Origin of the sequence: Massilia sp. CFBP 13721, assembly GCF_014842025.1 — a bacterium.
GTDB lineage: Bacteria > Pseudomonadota > Gammaproteobacteria > Burkholderiales > Burkholderiaceae_D > Telluria.
Genome location: NZ_JACYUY010000002.1, coordinates 133435 through 158268, shown reverse-complemented (window position 1 = coordinate 158268; position 24834 = coordinate 133435). Strand labels below are relative to the sequence as shown.

Annotated in this window: 15 protein-coding genes; 5 read left to right on the top strand and 10 right to left on the bottom strand. The window is 66.6% G+C overall.

Annotation, left to right across the window (positions count from 1 at the left end):
* Positions 1-2904, top strand: a complete 2904-nt coding sequence (locus tag IFT60_RS02280; RefSeq protein WP_192049064.1) for an MGH1-like glycoside hydrolase domain-containing protein — start codon at positions 1-3, stop codon at positions 2902-2904.
* Between the two features lie 439 nt (positions 2905-3343).
* Here the strand turns inward: IFT60_RS02280 and IFT60_RS02275 are convergent, their stop codons facing one another.
* The 4 genes from IFT60_RS02275 to IFT60_RS02260 all read right to left on the bottom strand — a co-directional run bounded on the left by IFT60_RS02275 (position 3344) and on the right by IFT60_RS02260 (position 9249).
* Positions 3344-6265 (bottom strand): hybrid sensor histidine kinase/response regulator, encoded by a 2922-nt coding sequence (locus tag IFT60_RS02275; RefSeq protein ID WP_192049061.1) that lies wholly within the window; start codon positions 6263-6265, stop codon positions 3344-3346.
* A gap of 47 nt (positions 6266-6312) precedes the next feature.
* On the bottom strand, positions 6313-7281 hold the full coding sequence (locus IFT60_RS02270; RefSeq protein ID WP_192049059.1) for a diacylglycerol/lipid kinase family protein: 969 nt from the start codon (positions 7279-7281) through the stop codon (positions 6313-6315).
* A 110-nt stretch (positions 7282-7391) separates the two neighbouring features.
* Positions 7392-7916: a GNAT family N-acetyltransferase gene (locus IFT60_RS02265; protein WP_374000662.1), complete on the bottom strand. Its 525-nt coding sequence runs from the start codon at positions 7914-7916 to the stop codon at positions 7392-7394.
* 58 nt (positions 7917-7974) lie between these two features.
* Positions 7975-9249, bottom strand: coding sequence for an amidohydrolase family protein (locus IFT60_RS02260; RefSeq protein WP_192049057.1), 1275 nt, complete (start codon positions 9247-9249; stop codon positions 7975-7977).
* A gap of 247 nt (positions 9250-9496) precedes the next feature.
* On the opposite strand from IFT60_RS02260, the gene IFT60_RS02255 reads away from it, so the two are divergent.
* The 3 genes from IFT60_RS02255 (at position 9497) to IFT60_RS02245 (ending at position 14000) form a co-directional block, all read left to right on the top strand.
* Positions 9497-10264, top strand: a complete 768-nt coding sequence (locus tag IFT60_RS02255; RefSeq protein ID WP_192049055.1) for a phasin family protein — start codon at positions 9497-9499, stop codon at positions 10262-10264.
* A gap of 207 nt (positions 10265-10471) precedes the next feature.
* Entirely contained in the window at positions 10472-12223 is a 1752-nt protein-coding gene (locus IFT60_RS02250; protein ID WP_192049053.1) for an ABC transporter ATP-binding protein, read from the top strand.
* Between the two features lie 4 nt (positions 12224-12227).
* Positions 12228-14000, top strand: a complete 1773-nt coding sequence (locus tag IFT60_RS02245; protein ID WP_192049408.1) for an ABC transporter ATP-binding protein — start codon at positions 12228-12230, stop codon at positions 13998-14000.
* 4 nt (positions 14001-14004) lie between these two features.
* Here IFT60_RS02245 and IFT60_RS27010 read toward each other — a convergent pair whose 3' ends face one another.
* Positions 14005-15231, bottom strand: a complete 1227-nt coding sequence (locus IFT60_RS27010; protein ID WP_192049051.1) for a sensor histidine kinase — start codon at positions 15229-15231, stop codon at positions 14005-14007.
* Positions 15228-16784, bottom strand: a complete 1557-nt coding sequence (locus IFT60_RS02235) for an ATPase domain-containing protein (protein ID WP_192049048.1) — start codon at positions 16782-16784, stop codon at positions 15228-15230. Before IFT60_RS02235 ends, IFT60_RS27010 begins: the two co-directional genes overlap by 4 nt.
* 276 nt (positions 16785-17060) lie before the next feature.
* On the opposite strand from IFT60_RS02235, the gene IFT60_RS02230 reads away from it, so the two are divergent.
* Positions 17061-19142, top strand: coding sequence for a tetratricopeptide repeat-containing diguanylate cyclase (locus IFT60_RS02230; protein WP_192049046.1), 2082 nt, complete (start codon positions 17061-17063; stop codon positions 19140-19142).
* 230 nt (positions 19143-19372) lie between these two features.
* Here IFT60_RS02230 and IFT60_RS02225 read toward each other — a convergent pair whose 3' ends face one another.
* From IFT60_RS02225 to IFT60_RS02210, 4 genes are all read right to left on the bottom strand, one after another.
* Complete coding sequence (locus IFT60_RS02225; RefSeq protein WP_229510652.1) at positions 19373-19726, bottom strand: hypothetical protein; 354 nt, start codon at positions 19724-19726, stop codon at positions 19373-19375.
* Positions 19727-19785: 59 nt separating this feature from the next.
* Entirely contained in the window at positions 19786-20562 is a 777-nt protein-coding gene (locus IFT60_RS02220) for a hypothetical protein (RefSeq protein ID WP_192049044.1), read from the bottom strand.
* 162 nt (positions 20563-20724) lie between these two features.
* Positions 20725-24366: a tubulin-like doman-containing protein gene (locus tag IFT60_RS02215; RefSeq protein ID WP_192049042.1), complete on the bottom strand. Its 3642-nt coding sequence runs from the start codon at positions 24364-24366 to the stop codon at positions 20725-20727.
* Positions 24367-24378: 12 nt separating this feature from the next.
* A complete protein-coding gene (locus tag IFT60_RS02210; RefSeq protein ID WP_192049040.1) occupies positions 24379-24819 on the bottom strand; it encodes a hypothetical protein in 441 nt (146 codons plus the stop codon).
* Positions 24820-24834 lie beyond the last annotated feature (15 nt).

Genomic DNA, 24834 nt, shown 5'->3' with positions numbered 1-24834 from the left:
ATGATCTCTCCCCGCTGGCTGCTGCCCACCTTCCTCGCTGCAAGCAGCGCCGTCGCCGCTGATCCCGGCCCGCTGCGCGAAGCCTTCTACATTCGCGGCGGCTTCAATGCCTGGGGCCTGGACAACGCCTTGCAGCACAAGGGAAATGGGGTCTACCAGGCCGACATCCTGGTCAGCCCCGGCAACCACGGCTTCAAGCTGGGCAATGGCGACTGGAGCCGGGAGTGGGTGCCGAACCCGGCGGCCAGCGTCGCCGTCAAGCCCGATCAGCCGGTGCAATTGGCCACCCGTGCCGGCCCCGAGGCGACGCTGTTCGTGGCGCGCACCGGCACCTACCGCTTCACGCTCGATGCTTCGAAGCCGGCCGCGCCGCAATTGCGTATCACGCGCCTGGCCGAGCCCAAAAGCGGCGCAGTTCCCGATCCGCATGCCGGCCGTGCGCGCGTGGCGACACTCGGCTTTCCCACCTGGGACGACAAGCAGGAGACAGCGCGCTTTTCGATCGCCGATCCCGAAGCCCAGCTGCGCAGCTACACCCATTCGACCACCATGCAGCTGCGCGACCCGCTGCCGCAGCACAGCAGCTACGCCGAAAGCGCCGACCTGCCTTATCTGCGCAGCGGGAACCTCGCCTTCGACGCGCTGTTCGCGCTGGCGGCGAGCGAGATGCGCCAGGATGCGGTCAGTGAAATCCGCGATGGCAACTACAACGGCGGCGCGGCGATTCCCTGCGACTGCTTCGAGACCGGAGAAAAGTGGCATTACGTCTGGACGCGCGACCTGTCGTATGCGGCCGACCTCGGCCTGGCCCTGCTCGATCCGGCGCGGGTGCGCAATTCGCTCGCATTCAAGCTGGCCGGTTTCAGGAAGAACGCGCCGCAAGCGCCGCAGGTTGCGGGCAGCGGGCAGCCGAATGTGCAAATTGTGCAGGATACCGGCAGCGGCGGCAGCTGGCCGGTCAGTACCGACCGCGTCGCCTGGGCCTTTGCGGCCGAGGAAACCCTGCGCACCCTGCCCGCCGCCGAACGCGCCGCCTTTGCCGCGCGCGCGCTTGCAGCCCTCACCAACACGCTCGAGAACGACCGCATCGCCGCCTTCGACGCGGCGGATGGCCTGTACACCGGCGAACAATCCTTCCTCGACTGGCGCGACCAGAGCTACGCCGCCTGGATCACCGACGACCTGGCGGCGATGGCGGGGTCGAAATCGGTGTCGACCAATGCCGCCCACTACCAGGCTTTAAGCCTCACCGCCCGCCTTGCGCGCGAAGCGGGAGACACTGCACGCGCCGCGCGCTACACGGCGTGGGCGGCTGCACTCAAGGAGGCCATCAACGCCAAGCTGTGGCTGCCCGAGGCCGGCATGTACAGCAGCCTCACCGCCGCCCACTTCGACGGCGCGCCGCTGCACAAATTCGACTGGCTCGGCCAATCGCTGGCGATCATCACCGGCATCGCCAGCGCCGAGCAGGCGCGCAGCATCCTCGCACGCTACCCGCACGGGCCGATGGGGCCACCGGTGATCTGGCCCCAGCAGCCGGGCATGCCGGTGTATCACAACCGCGCCATCTGGCCCTTCGTTACCGGCTATGGCCTGAAGGCCGCGGCCCAGGTCGGCAATGCGGCGGTGGCCGACGCCGCCTATGCCTCGCTGATGCGCGGCGCGGCGTTGAACATGTCGAATATGGAAAACCTCGAGTGGCTGTCCGGCCAGCCGCTGTTGCTCGACGAAAAACACCCAGGGCTGACCGGCCCCGTCATCAATTCGCGCCGCCAGCTATGGTCGGTCGGCGCCTACCTCGGCATGGTGGTCGAACAGGTGTTCGGCGTGACGGCGACCGATGCGGGTATCGCGCTGCGGCCCTTCGTCACCACCACGCTGCGCCGCGAGACCTTTGCCGGCACCGGCCAGGCAATGCTGCACAACCTGCGCCTGCGCGGTGTTCGCGTCTCGGTGCGCTTGCTGCTGCCCCCGGCCAGCACGGCGCCGGGTGTCCACCGGGTCGACAAGGTGCTGCTCAACGGCGCGCCGGCGGGCAGCACCATCGCCTGGGACAAGCTGCGCGACGGCGACACCATCGAGATCGCGCTCGGCGCGGTGGTGGCGGGCGATAATGCCATCCGCCGCGTCAACGCCGCCTCGTACGTCGAAGCGCCGGCCGTGTTCGCCCCGCCCGAGCCGGTCATCGCGTCGCTGGTGCGCGAAGGCGACGATCACGCGCGCCTGTACTTCACGGCCGGCGCGAACCAGGGCGCCGCCACCGTGTACCACGTCTACCGCAACGGCAGGCAGGTCGCCGCCAACGTCAAACCGGGCGAATGGCGCGACCCCGAAGTGCATCCCTACGCCTGCTACGCGGTCGAGGCGCAGTACCAGGAGTCCGGCAACCGCAGCCACCACAGCGCGCCACGCTGCGTGGATGCGGCGGTCGAGATTCCCGTGTCCGATGCGCGCGTGGTAGCGAGCCTGAAGGCGACCGCCGGTACGTCGCCCTACCTGGCCAACTGGGGCGCGCCGCAAGACCGTTTCGAACTGCGCGACCTGCGCATCGAGGCAGCGGGCACCTATGCGCTGCAGCTGCGCTACCGCAACGAGGCGAACCAGATCAACCTGGGCATCAGTGCCGGCGTCAAATGGCTGCAGGTCGAGGATGCGGCCGGGCGCACGCTGGCGGCCGGCGTGGTGCAACTGCCGCACACCAGGCCGGCGGGCGGCGCAGTGCCGGCGACGCTGTCGACACCCTTGAGTGTGCGCCTGCAGCCGGGCGCCTACCGCATTCGCATGATCGATTTCTATAACATGAGCTACCTGGAGAGCAACGCCAGCTTCAGTGGCGCCGGCGGTACGGGCGGGCCGTCGAATCGCTTCGACCTGTTCGGGGTGAGGGTGCAGCGGGTGGAGTGAGCGCGCGCCGGTTGAACGCGTGGGCGGCGCACGTGCCGCATGTGTGCATATCGCCGGGTGGAGCCGACCACCCTACAAATGCGTGCCGCGTCTGCGCATCGTTACGCGTGGGCTCGGGGCGCCCACCCTACCAAACCCGGCAGGCCGTAGGGTGGTCGGCTCCACCCCGCGCTATGAACAGACGCAGCATATGCGCCGCCCACGCGTTCAACGCACGTTTGAACCGTCGCGAGGTTTCCGGAGCCGGTTGAACGCGTGGGCGGCGTTAGCGGTGACGATGTTCACGTGCCGGAGTGGAGCCGCCCACCTTACGAGTATGCCGGACCCGTGCCGATAGTGCCGGCAGCACGACGTAAGGTGGGCGGCTCTACCCCGCGCTATGAACAGACGCAGCGTATGCGCCGCCCACGCGTTCAACGCACGCGTGCAGCGCCCCACATTAGACCGTCCCCAGTATCGCAAACAACTGCTTCGGATCGAGCGGCTTGACCAGGTGGTGGTCGAAGCCCGCCGCCGCCGTGCGCTGGCGGTCGGCTTCCTGGCCGTAGCCGGTGACGGCGATCAGCAGCGTACCGGCCGTCTCGGGCAGCGCACGCAGGCGCCGTGCCAGTTCGTTGCCGTCCATGTCGGGCAGGCCGATGTCGAGCAGGCAGGCGTCGGGCTGGTCGGCCTGCGCGCGTGCCAGGCCTTTGCGCGCGTCGTGTTCGACCGCGACCTGGTGGCCCGAGGCTTCGAGCAGCATCGCCAGCATCGCCGCCGCGTCGGCGTTGTCGTCCACGATCAGGATGCGCAAGCCGTGGGGACCCGCCTGCAGGGGGTGCTCGCCTGCCGCCGGCGCTGGCGGATGTTCCTGCGCGGCCAGGCGCGGCAGGCAGACGCTGAAGGTGCTGCCCTGGCCGGCACCGTCGCTGTGGCAGGCCACCGTGCCCTTGTGCAGTTCGACCAGGCTTTTCACCAGCGCCAGCCCCAATCCCAGGCCACCGGCCGAGCGGTCCGAGCTGCGTTCGGCCTGGGCGAACAGTTCGAACACGTGCGCCGCCAGCTCGGGCGCCATGCCGATGCCGTTGTCCGTCACCTCGATGCGCACGTGGGCGCCGTCGACCTCGGCGCGCAGGCTGATGCTGCCGCCTTCGTCGGTGTACTTGGCCGCATTCGCCAGGATGTTCGTGAACACCTGCACCAGGCGCTTCTTGTCGCCGATGACGCTGGTCGCCTGCGGCGGCAGGTGCAGGGCCAGCTGGTGGCGCCGCGCCTGGATCAGGGGCGTGACCTGCTCCACCGCTTCCATGACGACCTGCTGGACGTCCTGGGCCGCGTTGTCGAGCGTGACCAGGCCGCGCGTCACGCGCGACACGTCGAGCAGGTCGTTGATCAGGTGCGTCATATGGTCGACCTGGCGGCCGATGATCTGGCTCGTGTGGCGCACCCGCGCTTCGTCGAGCCGGCCCATGCGCAGCAGCTGGGCGGCGGCGCCGATCGGCGCCAGCGGGTTGCGCAGTTCGTGCGCCAGCATGGCCAGGAATTCGTCCTTGCGGCGGTCGGCCGTTTTCAGCTGTTCCTGCGCCAGGCGGCGCTCGGTGACGTCGCGGAAGAAGAAGGCGATGCCGCCGTCGAGCGAACGGTGGGTGCGTACCTCGCTCCACATCTCTGTCCCGTCGGGCATGACGTGCAGGGTTTCGATGATTTCCGTTTTCCCGGTCGCCATGACTCGGCGGTAAATACTCTCGGATTCGGAATTTTTAAGGTGGGGGAATACATCCCAGTGGCTCCGTCCGATCACCTGGCTGGCCGAAGTCTGCGTCAGCCGCAGTCCCTCCGCGTTCATGCGTACGATGGTCCAGTCGCGGTCGAGCACCGCGAAACCTTCGGCCATGCTGTCGAAGATGTACTGGCTCTGGTCGCGCTCGGCGCGCAGCGCCGCCTGCGCCTGCGCCGCCTCGACCGCCGACCAGGTGCGTTCGGCCATGTCTTGCGCAAGCTGCACTTCGTCCTCGCGCCATTCGCGCGCCGTGGCGTTGTGAATCGTCAGCACGACGCGCAGCCGGCTGCCGCGCACCAGGGGCAGTAGCAGGTCGGCGCGCACGCCGATCTTGTCGTAGGCGGCGACGTGGTCCGCCGTGCGCGGATCGCGCCTCACGTCGCCGTTGGCCACCGCGCGGCCGCCACGCAGGTCGGCGATCATGTCGGGACCGAAGTCGTCGAGGGTCTTGGTCTGCCCGGCCAGGCTGGCCGATCCCGCCAGGTTCCAGTCGCGCCGGATGAACAGCGTGCCGCGCGTGTCGTCGACTTCGGCGTACAGCACGCGCGTGACGCCCAGTTTGCGGCCCAGCAGTTCGCAGGCGGCTTCCATGACCTGGTCGGGGTCGTCCAGCTGGCGGATGCGGTCCGCCAGTTCCAGCTGAAAGGCCTGGCTCGAGCGGATCGCTTCGAGTTGCTGCACCTTTTCAGACAGCGCGCGATTGGCGTGGTAGGCGCCGCTGACGTCGTTCCCCTGCACGAAAATGCCCATCACCCGCTTGCCGTGGCCGGGCATCGGCTGGAACAGCAAGTCCACATAGCGGTCTTCCGGCACGGCGCCGGGTTCGCGATACAGCGTGATGCGGCGCTCGCGCAGCACGACCGGTTCGCCGCTGCGCGCCGCCTGGTCGAGCAGCTCCTTGAAACCCTGCCCCACCAGTTCGGGCAGCGCCTCTGCCGCCGGCTTGCCGATGATGGGTCGGCGCCCCACCAGCCGATAAAAGGCTTCGTTGACCATGTCAAAGGTATGGTCCGCGCCGGACAGGAAAGCGATGAAGCCGGGCGCGTGGTCGAACAGATTCTGCAGCTGGCTGCGCTCGTCGTTGAGGATGCGCACCATCGTCTCGTGCATTTGCAGCCGGTTCATCTGCTCGATGTCCGGCACCGCATTCGCCTCCTGCTTCAGGTAATACTTCCCGCTGGAGGGATCGAAGCGGTACAGGCTCGTGACGTCGATCGCGGTCTGGGCCACGTAGAGGACCTCGCCGGTGTCGTCCAGCACCGGACTATGCACCGCGCTCCAGTAGCGCTCTTCGAACGAAACGCCGCCGCCAGCCGTCGCGACCGGGATCGCGTAGCGCAGCAAGGCGCTGGTATGCGGCTGGCGCGTCGCGATGGCGCACTTGATCGATGCCCGTACTTCGTCGAGGTTGGTCGATTCGGGATGGTCCGGGTCGACGGGAAAGGCGTCGAAGATCGGTTTGCCGACGATGTCCTGCGCGGCCCTGCCGGTGGTGCGCAGGTAGGCCGGATTGGCGCCGATGATGACGAAGCCAGGATCGATCAGCAGGTAGGGATAGGGCGAAGCCACGAACAGCGCCGCATAGTCCGGTCGGATAGTCATGGTGCATTTTACCGACAACGGCCGCACGGGGCCGCACCGCCGCTGCTCTAAGCGGATTGCGCGTCGTCCGCCGGCCTGGCGGCCGGTTTCAACAGCAGCAGCCGTCCCTCCACCACGCGGAACTCGAGCGGCATGCGCATGTGCGTGACTTCGCCATCGGTGGCGACCTTGATGCGCTTGCGCGGCGACAGCGCGGCATGCTTCACCGTCAAGCGTTTGAAGGAAAAGGCGATCACGTTCTCGGCCTGGCCCAGGCGTCCGAGGGCGCCGCGCAGCAGCAGGCCGAGCATGCCGAGCTTGCCCACCGGGCGCGGCGCGATCGCGGCCAATTCGCCCTCCTCGAGCGCCTCGCCCATCGGTTCCAGGCCGACCTGCTCCATCTGCAGGCGGTTGTTGCCAACGAATAGGGTCGGCGTGCGCAGTTTGCGCATGATGCCGTCGAGCTCGAGCCGGATGCGCAGCGGACGGTGGCGCCCGAGCGCCGTTTTCAGGGCCGAGAGGATGGCCACCACGCGGCTGCGCCCGTACTGGCGTTTATCCAGTTCGCGCGCTTCCAGCAGTTGCGGATACAGGCCGACACTGGCGTTGACGAGGAAGATGCGGTCGTTGACCATGCCGATCTGGACGGGCGTGACGCGGGCATCGAGCAGCGCGCGCACGGCTTCTTCCAGGTCTTCGGGAATGCCGTGGGTGCGGCCGAAATAATTGAAGGTTCCCTGCGGCAGCACGCCGAACAGGCAGCCCTGGCGCACCGCCTCGTGCGCCACCGTGTTGATGGTGCCGTCGCCGCCGGCGGCGACCACGACGCCATCGTTGTCCCTGGCCTGGACCGCCATGCGGCGCGCGATGTCTTCGAGCTTGCCCGGGTCGTCGACGACCTCGAGATGGCAGGTGCGGCCGGCCGCTCCCAGCACGTCGCGGATGGTCGATTCGCGTAATGCCGTTTCGGAATGGCCGGAGCCGGCGTTCATGACGACGTAGAAGGCTGCGTTCGGACCGGGTTCGACGGGATGCATGGATGGTTTGGCTGTTGTAGGTTGGATGTCGAATTGACAAGCTCATCCTATCACTGCGCATACGGGCATGCTGCACCGCAGCCGTGCGGAAACAAAGCGCTTAACTCAGCTTATTCGTCGGCGGTCGGCCAGTGGTCCGGATCCTGCAGCAGCTGGTACATGACGTAGGCATCGACATAGCCCAGGCGCTTGTGGCGGAAGGCCTTGGGCAGCGTGCCGACGATGGCAAAGCCGAGCTTTTTCCACAACATGACGGCGGCGGTATTGGTACTGACCACGTAGTTGAACTGCATCGCCAGGTAACCCTGGCTGCGCGCCTCCAGCATGCTGTGCTCGCCCAGCAGGCGGCCCACGCCCGCGCCCTGCGCCGCCGGGCTGACCATGTAGGAGGCGTTGGCGACGTGGCGCCCGCGCCCGAGCTGGTTCGGCACCACGCGGTACATGCCCAGCACGCGTTCGCCCAGCGCCGCCACGCGGCTGGTGACGCCGGGACCGAACCAGTAGGCCTGCACCGCCTCGCGCGTGGTGTCAGGCTCGAACGGATACGTCTCCCCCGCATGCACATGGGCGCTGAAAATGTTCCACATGGCGTCGAAATCGGCGCTGGTTGCGGGGCGGATCTGGAGGTCTTTCACGGCTCGGCAATACTTCTTATCAAAAATGAAATTGATTCTAGCATCCGCTTTGACGAACTCAGCGCCTGATACGGAAGTCGACCGTGCCGGGGCGTCCGGCCAGGTGCAGGGCCGCGGCCGCGCGCGGCGCCTCGGCCACGACCTGCCCGCGGCGCACCACCAGGCGGCGCGCGGCGCGCAAGCGGATTGCCTCCACCGGGCTGGAAGCGTCGAGCAGGACGAAGTCGGCGTTGCAGCCGGGGGCGATGCCGTAGCCTTCCAGGCCAAGGATGCGCGCCGGCGTGTCGGTGATGGCCTGGTAGCACTGCAGCATGGCTGCCTGCCCCGTCATTTGCGCCACGTGCAGGCCCATGTGCGCCACTTCCAGCATGTCGCCCGAACCCATGCCATACCAGGGGTCCATCACGCAATCGTGGCCAAAGGCGACGTCAACGCCGGCGGCCAGCAATTCCGGCACGCGCGTCATGCCGCGCCGCTTGGGGTAGCTGTCGTGGCGGCCCTGCAGGGTGATGTTAATCAGCGGATTCGCGATCGCCGCGACGCCCGACTCGGCGATCAGCGGCAGCAATTTGCTGACATAATAATTGTCCATCGAATGCATCGAGGTCAAGTGCGAGCCGGCGACGCGTCCCTGCAGGCCGAGGCGCCAGGTCTCGTACGCCAGCGTCTCGATGTGGCGCGACAGCGGATCGTCGCTCTCGTCGCAGTGCATGTCCACGCGCAAGCCACGTTCGGCCGCGAATTCGCACAGCAGGCGCACCGACTCGGCCCCTTGCGCCATGGTGCGCTCGAAATGGGGGATGCCGCCCACCACGTCCACGCCCATGACGATCGCCCGTTTCAGGTTATCGAAAGCGCTCGGGCTGCGCAGCAGGCCATCCTGCGGAAAGGCGACCAGTTGCAGGTCGAGGTACGGCGCCACCCGCCGTTTTACCTCGAGCAGCGCTTCGACGGCCAGCAGGCGGTCGTCGCAAATGTCGACGTGGGTGCGGATCGCCAGCAGGCCGCGCGCCACGGCCCAGTCGCAATATTGCAACGCCCGCTCGATGAGCGCTTCCTGCGCCAGTTGCGGTTTCAGTTCGCCCCACAGCGCGATGCCTTCTAGCAAGGTGCCAGATTGGTTGACGCGCGGCAGGCCATAGCTGAGCGTGGCATCCATGTGAAAATGGGCATCGACAAACGGCGCCGACAGCAAGTCGCCGCCGGCGTCGATTTCGCGCGCGCCCTGTAGCGGCAGGCGCGCTTCGACAGCGGCGATGCGGCCGCCGGCGACGCCGACGTCGATCCCGCTGCGGCCATCGGCCAGAGTGGCATTACGTAGTACAAGGTCCATGGGCGCTCCCGTTCAGGTCGAATAATTGTAGCGATTTCCCATCACTGTCGATGTTGTATTAGGTGTTCAATTGTAACGGTGCTGCAATGCAATATTGCGCACATGACACAGTGGCAAATTTCGCTTTGCAGCACTCAGCATCGGGACTACACTAGTTATGTTGCAGTGCGCCATAACAGTGCGCCCTTACTCATTTGCACGTTCACTAACACGTCACAACCGATAGCCGATCGATAAGGATTTTCCGATGACTTCGCTTCCAGAACAGTTTTCAGCCGCTCGCCTTACCCAGCTCGACAATGGATTCAACCTGATGCGCAGCTTCGGCGACCAGGCCCTCGACCAGACCAGCCGCGTCGTCGCGCTCCAGCTCAACGCCTCGCGTAGCGCCATCGAACAGTCGTCCGCCGCCCTGCGCCAGCTGCTAGCCATACGCGACCCGCGCGACCTGCTGGCCTTCGGCTCCCAATCCCAACAGCAACTGCGCTCGATGCTCGACTACGGCAACGAGCTGTTCAGCATCGCCGCCGGCTTCACGCCGCTGCGCAGCTACAGTGCCGACGCCCTGAATGCGATCACGACCGCGAATGCCGCTGCGGCGCAACAAACGGTCGATGCGGCGGTGGCGAGCATGACGCCGTCGCTTCCTGTTGCGGAACCAGAGGCCGTAGCCCCGGCGGCCGAAGCCGAGCCTGCGCCTGCATCGGCTCCCGTTTCCGCCGTGCCGTTTAACGCGCCCGTGGCCGAACCGGAAAGCCTGCCGTCGATCGAAATCGTGACCTCTGACGTCGCACCGACCGTCGCGCCGACCGCGATCGCCCTGGCCGCCAGCGAAATCACCGACATGTCGGTCGAACCGCCGCACCCGGTGGCCGCCAGCGTGCCGGTCGAGGTGTCGGTCGAGATCGAACTGCCGAAGGTCGAGCCGGTCGATGCGACGCCGCCGGTCGTCGTTCCGGCCACCACCAAGGTCACGGAAATCCGCGGCACCAAGGGCCGCCGCAAGCAGCCCTGAGCGGCCGCGCGTGGCGCGCTGCGCCTGATGCGCAAAAAAAGTAAACTAGCGGGCTTCGGCCCGCTTTTTTATTTGGGCCGCACCCGTGCCGGTTTCCGGTGCGCTTACCCTGGCGAACGTAGGGTGGACGGCTCCACCGCATAAGGCGGCAGGTCCGCGGCGCCGATGCCGTCCACGCGTCCGCCAGAAGCAGAAACAAGGAACAACATGAGTCTAGCAAGCCTGGTCGGCAATTTTGTGCTGCGCCACTGGAAGGCCTACGCCTCGTCGGCGGTGATGCTGGTGGGTGTCGCCGTGTGCACGGTCTGGGTGCCGCGCACGGTCGGCCGCCTGATCGACGGCCTGGCCGCGCACACCCTGTCGCCCCACGACCTCACCATGGGCATCCTCGAGCTGCTCGCCCTCGGCGCGGCGATCTACGTGCTGCGCGTGAGCTGGCGCATCCGCCTGTATTCGGCCGCCTACCGCCTCGGCGTCGAGCTGCGCACGCGCCTGTACGCGCGCCTGGCGGCGCAAGGCCCGGCCTTCTACCAGAAGCAGCGCACCGGCGACCTGATGGCGCTGGCGACGAACGACATCGACGCCATCGAGATGGCCGCCGGCGAAGCCATGCTGGCCGGCTTCGACGGTACGCTAACCCTGGTCATGGTGCTGGGCGTGATGCTGCTCGGGGTCGACTACCGCCTGGCGCTGATCGCCCTGCTGCCCTTTCCGCTCATGGGCCTGGCCTTCTGGTATATCTCGCGCCACATCCACACGGCCGAAACGGATTCGCTGAAGCGCTTTTCGGCATTGAACGACCATGTGCAGGAATCGCTCTCCGGCGTGCGCACCGTGCGCGCCCTCGGCCTGGAAGCGCGCAGCAGCGCGCAATTCTCGGAACTGGCGGGCAAGGCGGCCGACGCCAGCCTGGATGCCAAAAAATGGGAAGCGGCCTACGAGCCGGCGGTCGGCCTGACGCTCACCGCGGCCAGCACCCTGACACTGGGCCTGGGCGGCTACCTGGTCTGGCAGAACCAGCTCACCATCGGGGCATTGACCAGTTTTACGATGTACCTGGGCCAGCTGATCTGGCCGATGTTCGCGGCCGGCTGGGTGCTCTCCTTGATCGAACGCGGCCGCGCCGGCCTGGCGCGCCTGCAGCCGATGCTCGATGCGCCGCTGACGGTGGTCGACGAAGGCAGCCTGGAACGCATCGACGACGGCGCGCTGGTCCTGCGCGACGTGCGTTTCACCTATGGCGGCACCGACAAGCCGGCGCTCGATGGCGTCTCGGTGGCGCTGCGTCCCGGCATGACGCTGGGCCTGGTCGGCCCGACCGGCGCCGGCAAGTCGACGCTGCTGCGCGTGCTGCTGCGCCAGGCCACGCCGCAGGCGGGGTCGGTCACCTGGGGCGGCCATCCACTGGCGAGCTACCAGCTGGCCGCCCTGCGCGCGGCCACCAGCTGGGTGCCGCAGGAATCCTTCCTGTTCTCGGCCAGCATCGCCGAGAACATCGCCCTGGCCCGCCCCGGCGCCAGCCGTGCCGAGATCGAGGCGGCAGCCGACATGGCCGCGATCCACGACGACATCCTGCGCTTCCCGCAGGGGTACGACACGCCGGTCGGCGAAAAAGGCATCACGCTCTCGGGCGGCCAGCGCCAGCGCGTGGCGATCGCGCGCTCGCTGCTGGCGCACAGTTCGCTGCTGTTGCTGGACGATGCCCTGTCGGCGGTCGATACCGGCACCGAGACGCGCATCCTCGAACACCTGGCCGAGCTGCGTGCGGCCAGGCCGGAACTGTCGGCGATCATCGCCAGCCACCGCCTGTCGGCGGTCGTCAACGCCGACCTGATCGTGGTGCTGAAAAATGGCCGCATCGTCGAATCGGGCGACCACGAGCAACTCCTCGCATTGGATGGCTGGTATGCCAGCCAGTGGCGCTACCAACAACTGGAGGCCAGCCTTGACGCAAGCTAAACCAATGGAAAAGGCCGGTCGCGCCCAGCTCACGCAAGCGAGCAGCCTGCTCAAGCGCGCCGCCTGGCCCGACCGCCGCCAGCTGATGCTGGCCACCTTGTGGCTGATGCTGTCCGCCTTCCTCGAAGTGATCGGCCCGATTTTAGGTAAAGCCCTGATCGACGACCACCTGCTGCCGCGCCACGCCGACTGGACGCGCATGTCGCTGCTCTTGGGCGGCGTGCTGCTCACCGGCTGGGCCGCCTCCTGGCTGCGCTACCTGCAGCTGATCCGCCTGTCCGGCATGGCGATGCGCTCGGTGCAGCGCCTGCGCGAATGGGTGTATGGCCACGTGATGCGCCTGCCGATGGCGTTCTTCGACCGCGCGATTACCGGCCAGCTGGTCAGCCGCGTGACCAACGATACCGAGGCCGTCAAAACCCTGTACATCCAGGTGCTGTTCGTGCTGCTCGATTCGAGCATCGTCCTGGTCGGCACCATGATCGCCATGGCCTGGCTCGACTGGCGCCTGATGCTGATCGTGCTGGCGCTGCTGCCGGCGGTGCTGGTCATCGTCTGGCTCTACCAGCGCCTCTCCGCGCCGGCGGTGACGCGCGCGCGTGCGTTGAGGAGCGACATCAACGGCCAGATGGCCGAATCGATCGGCGGCATGACGGTGCTCCAGGCCAGCAACGCCGCCGGCCGCTTCGGCCAGCGTTTTGCGTCCACCAACGACAAGCACTACGACGCGCGCCTGTCGGAGTTGAAAGCGAACGCCTTTTTGCTGCGGCCCGCGCTCGACCTGCTCAACGTGATCCTGCTGGCGGTGGTCATCTTCAGTTTCGGCCAGCGCAGCATCGGCGCGGTCGAAGTCGGGGTGCTGTACGCCTTCATCAGCTATATCGCGCGCGTGGTCGAGCCGCTGATCCAGATCACCATGCAGTTCAGCGGCCTGCAGCAGGCGGTGGTCGCCACCGCGCGCGTCGCCACCCTGCTCGACGAACCCGGCGCGGCCGAACACACGGCCGGCCGCGCCGCCGGCGCACGCCTCGAAGCCCGCCCCGATGCGCCGGCCGTGCGCGTGCAGGGCCTGACGTTTGCCTACGTACCGGGCCAGAACGTCCTGCACGACATCACGCTCGACATCCCGCAAGGCGCCTTCTTCGGCATCGTCGGCCACACCGGCAGCGGCAAATCGACGCTGCTGTCGCTGCTGCTGCGCTACTACCCGGCCGAGACCGGGCGCATCGAAATCTGCGGCGAGCCGATCGCCGGCATCGACAACGACCATTTCCGCAACGAAGTCGGTCTGGTGCCGCAAGACCCCTTCATCCTGGCCGCATCGGCGCGCGAAAACATCGACATGGGCCGTGGACTGCCGTTCGAGCGCATCGAAGCTGCGGCACGCGCCGCCCACGCGCACGATTTCATCGAAGCGCTGGAACAGGGCTACGACACCTCGCTCGGCGAAGGCGGCTCGCGCCTGTCCTCGGGCCAGAAGCAGCTGATCGCGATCGCCCGCGCGCTGGCCGGCGAACCGCGCATCCTGCTGTTGGATGAGGCCACCTCGCGCATCGACAGCGCCACCGAACAGATCGTGCAGGAAGCGCTGGACGAACTGCGCGGCCACGTCACCATCATCGCGATCGCGCACCGGCTGTCGACGATTCGCGATGCGGACCGGATCGTGGTATTGAATCACGGGCGCATCACGGAGTCGGGCGCGCATGAGGAGCTGATGGGGATCGAGGGTGGGCTGTATCAGCGCTTGTATTTGCTGCAGCAGCTGGCGGTGTAAACTTTTATCCGGAGGCAGGCAAGCGGATGGCAAAAGTCGCGCCTTGCCCGCGCCCCGCACTACTGACGCTGAGCGTCCCCTCGTGCAGTTCCACGATGCGGCGGGCGATGTACAGTCCCAGCCCGAGGCCGGCGGCGTTATTGTGCTGTTGGAGGGTAAAAGCGCCGAACACGTGGGGCAAGTCGTCCGGTTCGATGCCTTGGCCCGAATCGGCGATATCGATCGCCACCATGCCGTCGATGCGCCCGATCGTGATGCGGATGACGCCGTCCTCGGGCGTGAATTTGGTCGCGTTGAACAGCAAATTCCAGATCACCTGCTGCAAACGGCGGGCGTCCGCGTCCAGGCGGATGCGGTCGCCATAATCGCTCGGCGTGACTTGAATCGAGATGTGCTTGGTGTGGGCGAAGGTTTCCACGGTCGAGATGGCGTCCCGTAGCACCTGGCCCAGCAGGACCGGGGTTCGCGTTACCGACATCTGGCCGGTCAGGGTGCGCGCCGCGTCGATCAGGTCGTCGACCATGCCCGCTTCCTGGCGCACGTGCACGCGCATCGCTTCGAGGCCGCTGGCGACTTGCGGCGGCAGGTCGGGCATGGTGCGCAGCATCAGGTCGATGCGCAGCGACAGTGCCGACAGCGGCGTGCGCATTTCGTGCGACACGGTGGCGAGGAACAGTTCGCGCGTACGGCTCACACGCGTCAGGTCGTCGATCATTTCGCGCTGCCGGTCGAGCGTATTGGCGAGTGTGGACAACAAGGCCGTATACGTGGCCATGCGCCCCTCGGACACCGGTGCATCCAGCCGCGCCTCGTTCCACAGGCGGTGGCCCGGCAGCCCGATCTGCCTGGCGATGCGTTCGCACTCGAGCGGCGAACTGAAATCGCCGAAGCGCCAGCCGAATACCACGATGCCGTAGACCCGGCCGCGCAGCAGCAAGGGCAGCGAACAGACGCGCAGGCCGCCGAACTGTGCCGAGGCAGCCTGACCGTCGGCGCAGCTCGATTCCACTAGTCCGCGTTCGAGCGCCGTGCCGGCGCCGTCCTCATGCCACAGGCTGGAGCTGGCCAGCAGGCTGGCCAGGCGCGAGCCGGTGCGCGGCCCGATGCGGCGCACGCCATCGGTATCGAACACGGATATGACCAGGCCAGTCGCCGCCGCAAACTGCGTCAGCGGTGTGTCCCAGTCGTCCCAGTCGGGGGGTAATGTGGCCGGCAGCGTAGCGGTAATCACTCTGGCTTTTCGGTCAGCAGGCCCGCCGATGCAGGCAGCGGTGCGCCCTTGGCGACGGCTTCCTCGATGAGCGGACTCTGGCGCGATGGGGAGCGCGACAGCAAGCCGTAATAGGAGGAGAACGGCAGTTGCGGCACAGCGCCGGACTGGGCACTCTCTTCCTCGTCAACCAGCAGCAAGCCGCCCACGCCGATGGTGTATTCTCGCGTGATTTGCAGGTTGCGGCTGCCACGTACTTTCGGCACTGCGATCGCGCGCCGTAGGACTGTCGACACTTCCACGTAGTTCAACAGGACGATATTGTCGACCAGGTGCGAACCCTTGAGTTCTTCACTGATCTGCGACACGCCCAGCAGTTCCGGGCTTTCGTAATTGAACAGCGTCGTCGCCAGGCGGTTCTTGAAATACGTCGCCAGCGCATACAGGTAATCGGCCACCTCGCCGCGGCTGGTCATCTCGTAGACGGCGATCGAATCGAACACCACACAGTCGATACCGTGTTCCTCGACCAGCTTGACGAGGCGGTCGAAGTGGACATCGAGTTCCAGTTCCAGCGGTGACTCGTAGTAGATGAACATATCACCTGCATCGACCAGGGCCTGCAGGTCGAAGCCGAGCGATCTGGCATTGCGCATCAACTGGGCCGGATGCTCGTCCAGGCTCACCAGCAGCGTCTTGTGGCCGTCCCGGATCGCATTCGACAGGAATTGCACGCTCAGCACCGTCTTGCCGGTGCCGGAAATGCCCCCCACGAGCGTGACCGAACCTTTATACAGGCCGCCGTCCATCATCTTGTCGATGGCCGCCGAACCAATCGACAAGCGCTCCTCCGAGGTCGGTTGCACGATCGTGCCGAGTGGTCGCGACTGGGCGCGGCGGTAGACGTGCACGCCCGTTCCCGCTTCGATGCGCATCGTATGGCTGCCACCGATGAAATCCTGGCCGCGCGACTTCATCACCGCCAGGCGGCGCTGCACGCGGCGGCGCGTTTCTTCGCGCGTGAGCGAGATGATGGTATCGAACACGAAGCGCTCGTGCGCCAGCACGCCGCCCAGCGACTCGTCCCGTTCAGCGGTGACCATGGTGGTTACGCCCAGCCTTGTCAGGCCTTCGATCAACAGGTGCACGTCTTCGCGGAAAGGCATGTCGTGCACCTCCGCATGCAGGCGCAGCGGCGTCAGGCCGTCGATCAACAGGCGTTTTGCCCCCATTGCCAGCAGCGAAGCGGCAAAAGCGCCATCATCGCTGCGGAACTCGCTCAGCAAAACGGCCGGGCTGGTCTGGATGATCTTGATCTTGCCCGCGTCGATCATGCCCTGCAAGTCCCAGTTGAAGCCGGCCGCGTCGCGCAGCAGCTTGGCCGGATCGAGCTCGAACGAGACAATCGCGCCCGGTTCGTCGTAGTCGAGCGCACCGTGGTAAATGAAACCCAGGCCGAACGTGGTCTTGCCCGAACCCGGCGGCCCCTCGACGATCAGGTTGTTATTGCGTGGAATGCCGCCATGCAGTACCTCGTCGAGGCCCGCAATCCCGGTCTTCACCAATCCGTCCATGGACTTGCCCTTTTTATATAGTTGCCCAGCTTAACATGCCGGCAGGTGGCGGTTGCAAGGGCCAATGGTGCATGACGGGCCGGCAGGTAGCGAAGTTTTGGGAAGCCGCTTATATGTTTAATGAACAGCAATGATCTAAGGTCAATATTGTGGTTTCGCCGTCGCTTTTTTGCGATATCCATTCAAAAAAATTGATATTTCTGTTCTGCAACAAGAATATAATGGCAGATGGGCGCGCGTCATGACGCTAAACCGACCATCCTCGAGAGACCATCTATGCCAGCAGCACGCACGTTCAGACAGCCACGCCGTCGCACCGCGACGCTGCTGGCTTCGTTATTGCTGGCCTCCTCCTGCGCCTGGGGACAAACCGCCGCACCGCTCGCCGAGCGCCTGGCTGGGATCCGCGAAATCAACCGTTTCATTCCCGAACGCGCGCTGCCGATGCTGCTCGGCGTCGAGCACGAAGCGCGCGTGGCCACGGTCGCGGACAAGGGCGAGATGCTGGCCCAGCTGTGCGTCGCCTACATGGGTGTCGGCCGGCTCGACAAGGCGCTGGCCACCTGCGACGAGCTGATCGCGTTCGGCCGCCAGGCCAACGACAATGGCGCGCTGGCCAAGGGCCTGATGTCCAAGGGTTATATCAAGTACCGGCAAAAAGAGCTGGCCGTGTCGCATGCGCTGATCTGGGAAGCGGAACGCCTGGCCTTGACGACCGACGACGTCGAACTGCGTGTGCGCGTCGGTGTGTCCTCGGCCGAGTCGTACGCCGAAGACGGCAATTTTTTCCTGGCGCTGGAAAAGACCCAGGCGGTGCTGACGTATGCCCGCCAGCATGGCGGACCGGTCCACCTGGTCATGGTGCTCAACTCGCTGGCGCGCCTGTATGGCCAGACGCGCGAGCACGACAAGGGCTTCGAAGCCCTGGCCGAAGCGACCGAGGCCGCCGGCAAGACCAATTCCCCTGGCCGCATGGCGACGCTCAAGGCCACCGAATATGGCCTCGCGGTCGATACCGGCCAAATGCCGCGCGCGCTGAAGGCGCAGACGATGGCGCTCGAACTGCAGCGCCAGATCGGCGCCCAGTCGCTGGTGGTGCGCTCGCTGGTCAACCTGGCCGACTGCTACCTGAAGATGGGCGACTACCGCAACGCAAAGTCGTATTCGGTGCAGGCGATCGCGGCTGCCGGGAAAATCAACGACGAGGTGGCGCTGGCCACGGCACGGGTGAACCTGGGACAGGCATTCCTGTCGACCGGAAACCTGACCGAAGGCAAGCGCAGTTTCGAAGCGGGCCTGGCCTCGTATGAAAAAAGCGGCGACAAGCCCGAACTGCAGACGGTGCTGGCCGAATACGGCGAGGCGCTCGAGCGGGCGGGTGACTATGCCGGCGCGGTGCAGGCGTATCACCGCGAGCGTACCCTGTCGAACGAACTGTTCGAGCGGCGCCGCCAGAAGGCGATGCTCGAGCTGCAGGAAAAATACGACGCCGACAAGAAGCAGCGCCAGATCGTGCTGCTCGAGCGCGAGAACGAGATCAAGTCGGTCGAGATCGACAACCGGCGCCTGCAGCAGCGCGTGTGGTGGCTGCTGGCCGCCGTGTTCGCACTGGCCTCGCTCGTGGTCGCCCTCCTGTACCGCAAGGTGCGCCACGCCAACGCGCAACTGTTCCTGAAAAACCAGGAACTGAAGCAGCAGAGCGCGCGCGACCCGCTGACGAACCTGTACAACCGCCGCCACTTCCAGGAATTCATGCGTGGCGACCGCATGCTTGAGCGCATGGGCGACCAGCGCGGCGCCGGCACCACGGGCGAGGAGATGGTCAGCGCGCTGTTCCTGCTCGACGTCGATCACTTCAAGCACATCAACGACACCTGGGGCCACAGCGTCGGCGACGCGGTGCTGATCAGGATCGCGGAAAGCCTGCGCGAGATCCTGCGCGAGACCGACATGATCGTGCGCTGGGGCGGCGAGGAATTCCTCGCCTTCCTGCCGTCGATCCCGAAGAGCGGCCTGGACGACGTGGCGCGCCGCCTGCTGAACGGCATCGGCGACACCAGCATCGCCTGCCAGGGCACGACGCTGTCGGTGAACGTGTCGATCGGCTTCGCGCCGTATCCGCTGGCCCCGGCCGGCCAGCCGCTGCCGTGGGAGCGCGCCGTCAACCTGGTCGACATGGCCCTGTACATGGCCAAGGGCCACGGCCGCAACCGCGCCTACGGCGTGCGCGGCTTTACCAACTTCGGGCAGACCTCGATGGAGGAAATCGAGCAGAACCTGGAGCAGGCCTGGCGTGCGGGGTTTGTCGATATGTCGATCGTGACGGGTGGCTATCCGGATTTGCGCGCGAGCGCGTAGGGTGGGCTCCGCCCACGGCCGTTTTTCGTGCCCATGCATACCCGGTATGCGTTGCGGCCGTGTGAATGATGTAGGGTAGGCGCCCCTGTGCCCACGCGGAACGACGCGCCGACGAAACGCTTTTAATAATGGCGATGACAGCGCCGGGCGGCGTCCTGGAAAGCGTCAATGCGATGCAAGCGTCCGCGTGGGCACGGGGCGCCCGCCCTACAAAGCCGCAGCAGCCAAGTTCAGCGTGCAGCTTCCTGCATCTTTTCGCCGGCCTGCTCGACCTTCTCTCCCACCTTGCTGGTCGCCTTTTCCAGGCCGCGGCCGGCTTCCTGGGTGGCGTCCTTGATTTTTTCGCGCGCGGCTTCGGTGCGTTCGGCGAGTTGGCGGCGCTCTTCCTCGGCGCGGGCGGCCAGTTTTTGTGCTGCTTCATCCGCCTTTTCGATCGGGGCGCGCAGGCCGTCGGCGACCTTTTCGCCGGCCTCGTCGATCGCCTTGCCGGCCTTTTGCGCCGGCCCCACCGCTTCCTCGTCGCGCGTGCAGCCGGCGGCCAGGGCCAGGACCAGCAGCGCACCGAACATGGTCATCGTCTTCATGTTTCGCTCCTGTGTTCGTGTTTCCTAAAGCATACACCCAGCGCCGCTGCTGCGGTGCCTCACCTTCCTTCGACCTCATCGGCGCGCGGATGTTCGGGTGAGCGCGCCTCGATCTTGTCTTTCATGGTGCGGGTGGCGTCGTCCTCGCCCCAGCGTTTGGTAAAGGCGCGCAGGCGCGTGCGGGCGCGTTCGTACGAGGCGGCCGACAGTGCCGATTCGACCGACGTTTTCGTTTCGCGCCAGGCCTTGTCGCGCTGGCGCTTGCGGGTGCAGGCGCCGCTGGCGTCGTTGAGCGCCTTTTGCACGCGCTGCAGTTGCTCGGGCGTGGCTTTGGTGCCGCGCAGGGCGATCAGTTCGCTCTGGGCCTCGCGCGGTTTGCATTCGACGGCCAGCGCGATCGCCTTGTCCATCTGCGCGTCGATGCGCCGCTTGGACGGGTTTGCAATCAGCCAGACCACCCACAGCACGGCCAGCGCCAGCAACCACCAACGCAGGCGCACCGGTGTGCGCTGCGGCGGCGCGGCGGGGCCGCTGCGTGGCGGCGGTCCCTGTGGACGCCGTGGCGGCTCCGGCGGCAACCGGGTATTCGCATTGGCACGACTATCCGCCGTTGGTGCAGCCGGTTGCGCCGGCGCTCTCTCAGGAGGCGCCGCAGGCGGCGTGCCCTGCGCGTCGGCGCGGGCGGCCGCAGCGGCGGCGGTCACGGCCGCGGCAGAGGCGGCAGCGTTCATGGCGGCCGTGACGACGATCGCCTCGCGCGCCGGCGGCTCCTGCGCGGCGCTGGCCGGCGCCACGGGCGCGGCCGCCGGCACGGGCGCAGGTGCAGCCGCTTGCACGGGTGCCGCCGCCGGCACAGGCACCGCCGGCGGCGGCACCGGCCTTGCCTCTTCCTGCGCGGTCCCGCAATACGGACAAAAATGTACGCGCCGCGGCAATGCGTGCCCGCACGCGGCCTGGATGCAGCGGACCATCAGTTGCTCTTGCACAGCCCTCCCCTGTTATTGCGGATCCGGGACGCCGTCGTCCGGATCGGGAATCGATGGCGCCTGGACGCCCAGGCCGGGAATGTCGGAGACGAGCCCCCACTTGCCGAAGCGCGGATCCTGCGCCATGTTCCAGGCGCGCGTGGACAGGTCGATCTCGCCGCGCGCCAACTGCTGCGCGATCTCGCCAACCCCGAATGGCCCGCGCTGGGCGCCCGCCACGAACAGTTTATAGGTAAGCTGTGAAGCGGCCTGCGCCATCGGCAGCGGATCGGGAATCACCGCCGCTTGTACACCGAGTGCACGCACTTCCAGCGCCGCCGCGGCCCGCGCCTCGCTCGCCAGGATCTCGGGTTTCACGACGCGCTTGTCGATCGGACGCTCGACTTCCCAGCTGTAGGCGTCCTGCGCCGAATCGGGTACGGTGTCGCTCCAGGAGGCAATTGCCGCCAGCGCGGCGTCGACCGCGGCATTCGACAGCGTGCCGTCGGCCGCCTGCGCGCGCCGCAGCCAGGCTTCGTACAGCCGGCGCGCCGTGATGTTCGGCAGCGACGGCGACGGCAGCTGGGCGCCGGTTTCGTCGGTCTCCAGGCGCGGCTCGTACACGCGCTGCTGGTAATGGCGCATCAGCGCCGCCAGCAGCAGCAACTGGTGCGGGCCAAGCGCGGCCTGGCGGTTGCGCACGGCCGCGATCACCTGCTCGCGGTAATACGGCGGCAAGCCGTTCGAGCGGACCGCGTACTCGTTCCCGATCTGCAGCCATTCGCCGGAACCCGGCTCGACTTCGAACAGGTATTGACCGCGCGGCTGGAAGGCCGCTTCGCGGTCGCCCTGGTCCGCCTTCCTGCGGATCACGCCGAGCGCGATCGCCTGCAGGAACCACTCGTAATCGTCGGCCAGGCGATTGAGTTCGTCCATCGAGGGAGAAATCGGATGGCGGAAGCGCGTCGAGTCGAAGTGCAGGTGGGTCGGAATCTTCGGGTTCTCGATCTGGTACGAGGCGCGCCAGGTCGGCAGCCCGCGCAGGACCGTCATCGGGAAGCCCGACAGTTCGATGTAGCAGGTCGCGCGCCCGGGAATGCCGGTGTTCACCACCGAGACCAGGTCGCCATGAAAATACCCGGTCGGGATCGCTGCGCGGATCTCGCCTTCCATCCGGCGCCAGGCGCCGACGTCGCCCACTCCAATAAAACATTTAAATTGGTCCGAATTCGGAGTGAACTCGGCGGAGAAGCGCGCGTTCACCCAAGGCATGGCGCTCCTGATCCATTCGGCGAAAATGCGCTGGCGTTCCTGCGGCGTCATCGCATTCAGGCGCTCGAGCAGCGGGTCGACCGGTTCGCCTTGCAGCTCGCTGTTCGAGAGCTGGGTCTGCGCCCGGCGGAACAGCTTTAGCAACAGCTCCGCGCGCGTACGCTCGTCGCCCAGCTGCGGGAACAGTTTGCCGGAGCCGCCGAATTCAAGCAGTACTTCCTCGCTCCAGGCGCTCACGTCGCCGGTCAGGCGCACCGGCGCCGGCTGCATGTCGCCGGCCAGCTTGATGTACGTAGCGTGTTCCTGGCGCGCGTCGGCGCGCAGCTGGCTGATGCGGCCGTCGACGGCGCGCAGGATGTCCTGCACGTGGCGCCGTCCCTCCTGGAATTCGCCGGCGATGCCGCTCCACTGGGCATTGCCGTATTCGTCGGTCGATTGCGGTTCGCCCAGCCAGGCCGACATGCCGCGCATGACCTCGATCGACTGGCCGGCGGCCACCGCCAGCATGTGGAAGCGCAGGTAATCGGCGATGTCGCGTTTCAAATGCGCCATCACCTCCCTTGCCTGCGCATCCTTGCCGAACAGGCGTCCCGCCGCCTGCGACAGGTTGTTCAGCGATTCCTCGACCTGGCGCGTGCGCAGCGCGTCGCGGATGTCGCGGTAGCGGCGGCCGTTGCGCTCGGCGTTGGCCAGGTCGCGCTGCAGCAGGCGCGATTTGACTTGCTCCAGCAGCGACAGCACGAATTCGAGCCCGCCCTGCTTGCGGTCGTCGAGCAGCGCATACAGGCGCTCGCGCACGCGCGCCTTCAGGCCGCCGGTGAGTTCGATCGTGTGGCGCTTGATGCGGTCTTCGCTGGTCTCGGCGCTGGCGCCGGCTTCGCGGATCGCATCGCGCTCCAGGTTCGGCAGCAGCTCGGCCACGCGCTCTCTCCACTGCGGCACGTCGAAGGCGGCCATGATGCGGTCCATCTCGAGCTGTACTTTACTTTCGACGCGTTCCAGCAGCGAGCGCCCTTCCTTGTCGCGCAGCAGGAGACCTGTCAGCGCGTATTCCTGGAACGGCGCCACGTCCACCGTCCCCTTTTTAAAATCGGGGAATTCGTCGAAAGGCAGCTCGCGCATGTCCATGTGTTCGCGCATGAAGCCGTCGCGCTCCTGGTCGCCGGCACGCCGCGCCAGGGCGCCGTCGCGTCCGACCAGGCCAAAGAATTCCTTGACCATCAGCGCCGCCAGTTCATACGCGCGGATATCGTCGCGCAGGCTTTGCTGGGTATCGAGCACCGACTGGCCGAATGCCGAATACACCTTCGAGTACGACAGGCGCATGTCGCCGAAGCGCGCTTCCGGCACGCGCGGGTTGTACGGCCCCAGCTTGTGCTGCTGCTGGTTGACCGCCACCGAGCGCTTGCGATTGGCGAAATCGGCCGAGGCGAAGTCTTCGAACAGGGTGTCGGCCACCATCTGGTACACGTCCTTGACGTCGTGGGTGGCCTTGTTGGCGAGGTTGGCGGTGTCGACGAAGTACACGTCGTCGAACGGCGCGCCGCGCCCGGTGATGCTGTCCGGGTCCATCCATTTCACTTGCGCGTTCATGTCGCGCATGGTCGTTTCCAGCTCCATCATGGTGGCGTAGGCATTCGCTTCGGTACGCTCCTTGTTCGCCTTCGCAAACCCCGACGGCATGAACATCACCAGGTCGACCTGGCTGTCCGCCACTTCCTGGCGCGCGATGGCCTTTGCCATCCAGCCCAGGTCGATCGCGCTGCCGGCGCCGGTGCCGCCCGCATTCGAGGCGATGACGACGATGCGGAACTTCGAGGTATCGACCTGCAATCCGAGGCGCTGGTAATTTTCCTTGCGCTCGATGCCGGCGTTACTCCCCAGGTAGTTCAGCGCCCCCTTGATGCGCCCGCGCAGCTTGGGGTATTTGTCGAACAGGTACAGCCGCGCCACGGCGCGGATCTGGCCCGCCCCTTTCGACGGGTCGATGCCGAGCGAGCGCAGTTTTTTCGGGCGCAGCGGCATCCATTTTTCGATCAAGGGGAAGCGCGCCAGGCTGTCGTCGGACTCGTGGTACTGCGGCAGGTCGAGCGGTTCGACCAGCCGTTCCTCGTCGGTGAGTTTCACCAGTTCGTACCAGGGATCGGTGCGCTGCGATTTACCCTCGTCGATGATGGAATTCGAATCGAGGTCGAAGTGGAGGAAGCGCGCCACCGGGAAGTCGGCGATCGATTCGACCCGCGTGGGGTGGTGCCGGTTCCAGACGGCGGACAGGATGCGCCGGCGGATGCGCATCATGACTTCCATGCCGGTGCCGCCGGCGCCGATGAACAGCGTTGGGCGCAGGTCGACCTTCAGTTCGGACTTGCGGTTGATCTGGTCGAGAGTCGGGATATCTGCCATGTTCTTGTTCCTTTAGCGGCGGCCGATGAACAGCGCCGCGACCAGGCCGCCCAGTCCGACCGCAACCAGCGGCACCGTCACGCCGAAGGTCAGGTATTTGCTGGCGTTGATGATCGCCAGTACCACCGCCGCCGACAGGAAGGCGAGGCCGACGAACAGCAGCCAGCCGGCGCTGCCCGCGGTCGAAGGCGCTACGCGGCGCACGACCAGGTGGTGCACATAGGCGTTGCGAACGAAGAAGTACACCACCAGCAGCACCAGGAACACGCCGGTTCCGATGGCGACGTCGCGCGTGGAGGTGTCGGTCGCCGGCGCCGGCGCGCCAGGCATCACGTCGAGCGTGCCGGTCGGCGTTTCCGGTGTGGTTTTCGGCAGCGGATCGTCGGGCACCGCCTTGTCGGCGGGGAGTTTGAAGCCAGGGTCGGCCTGGGCGGTGGTGTTTTGGGCTTGCATGGTTTTTTTCCTTGG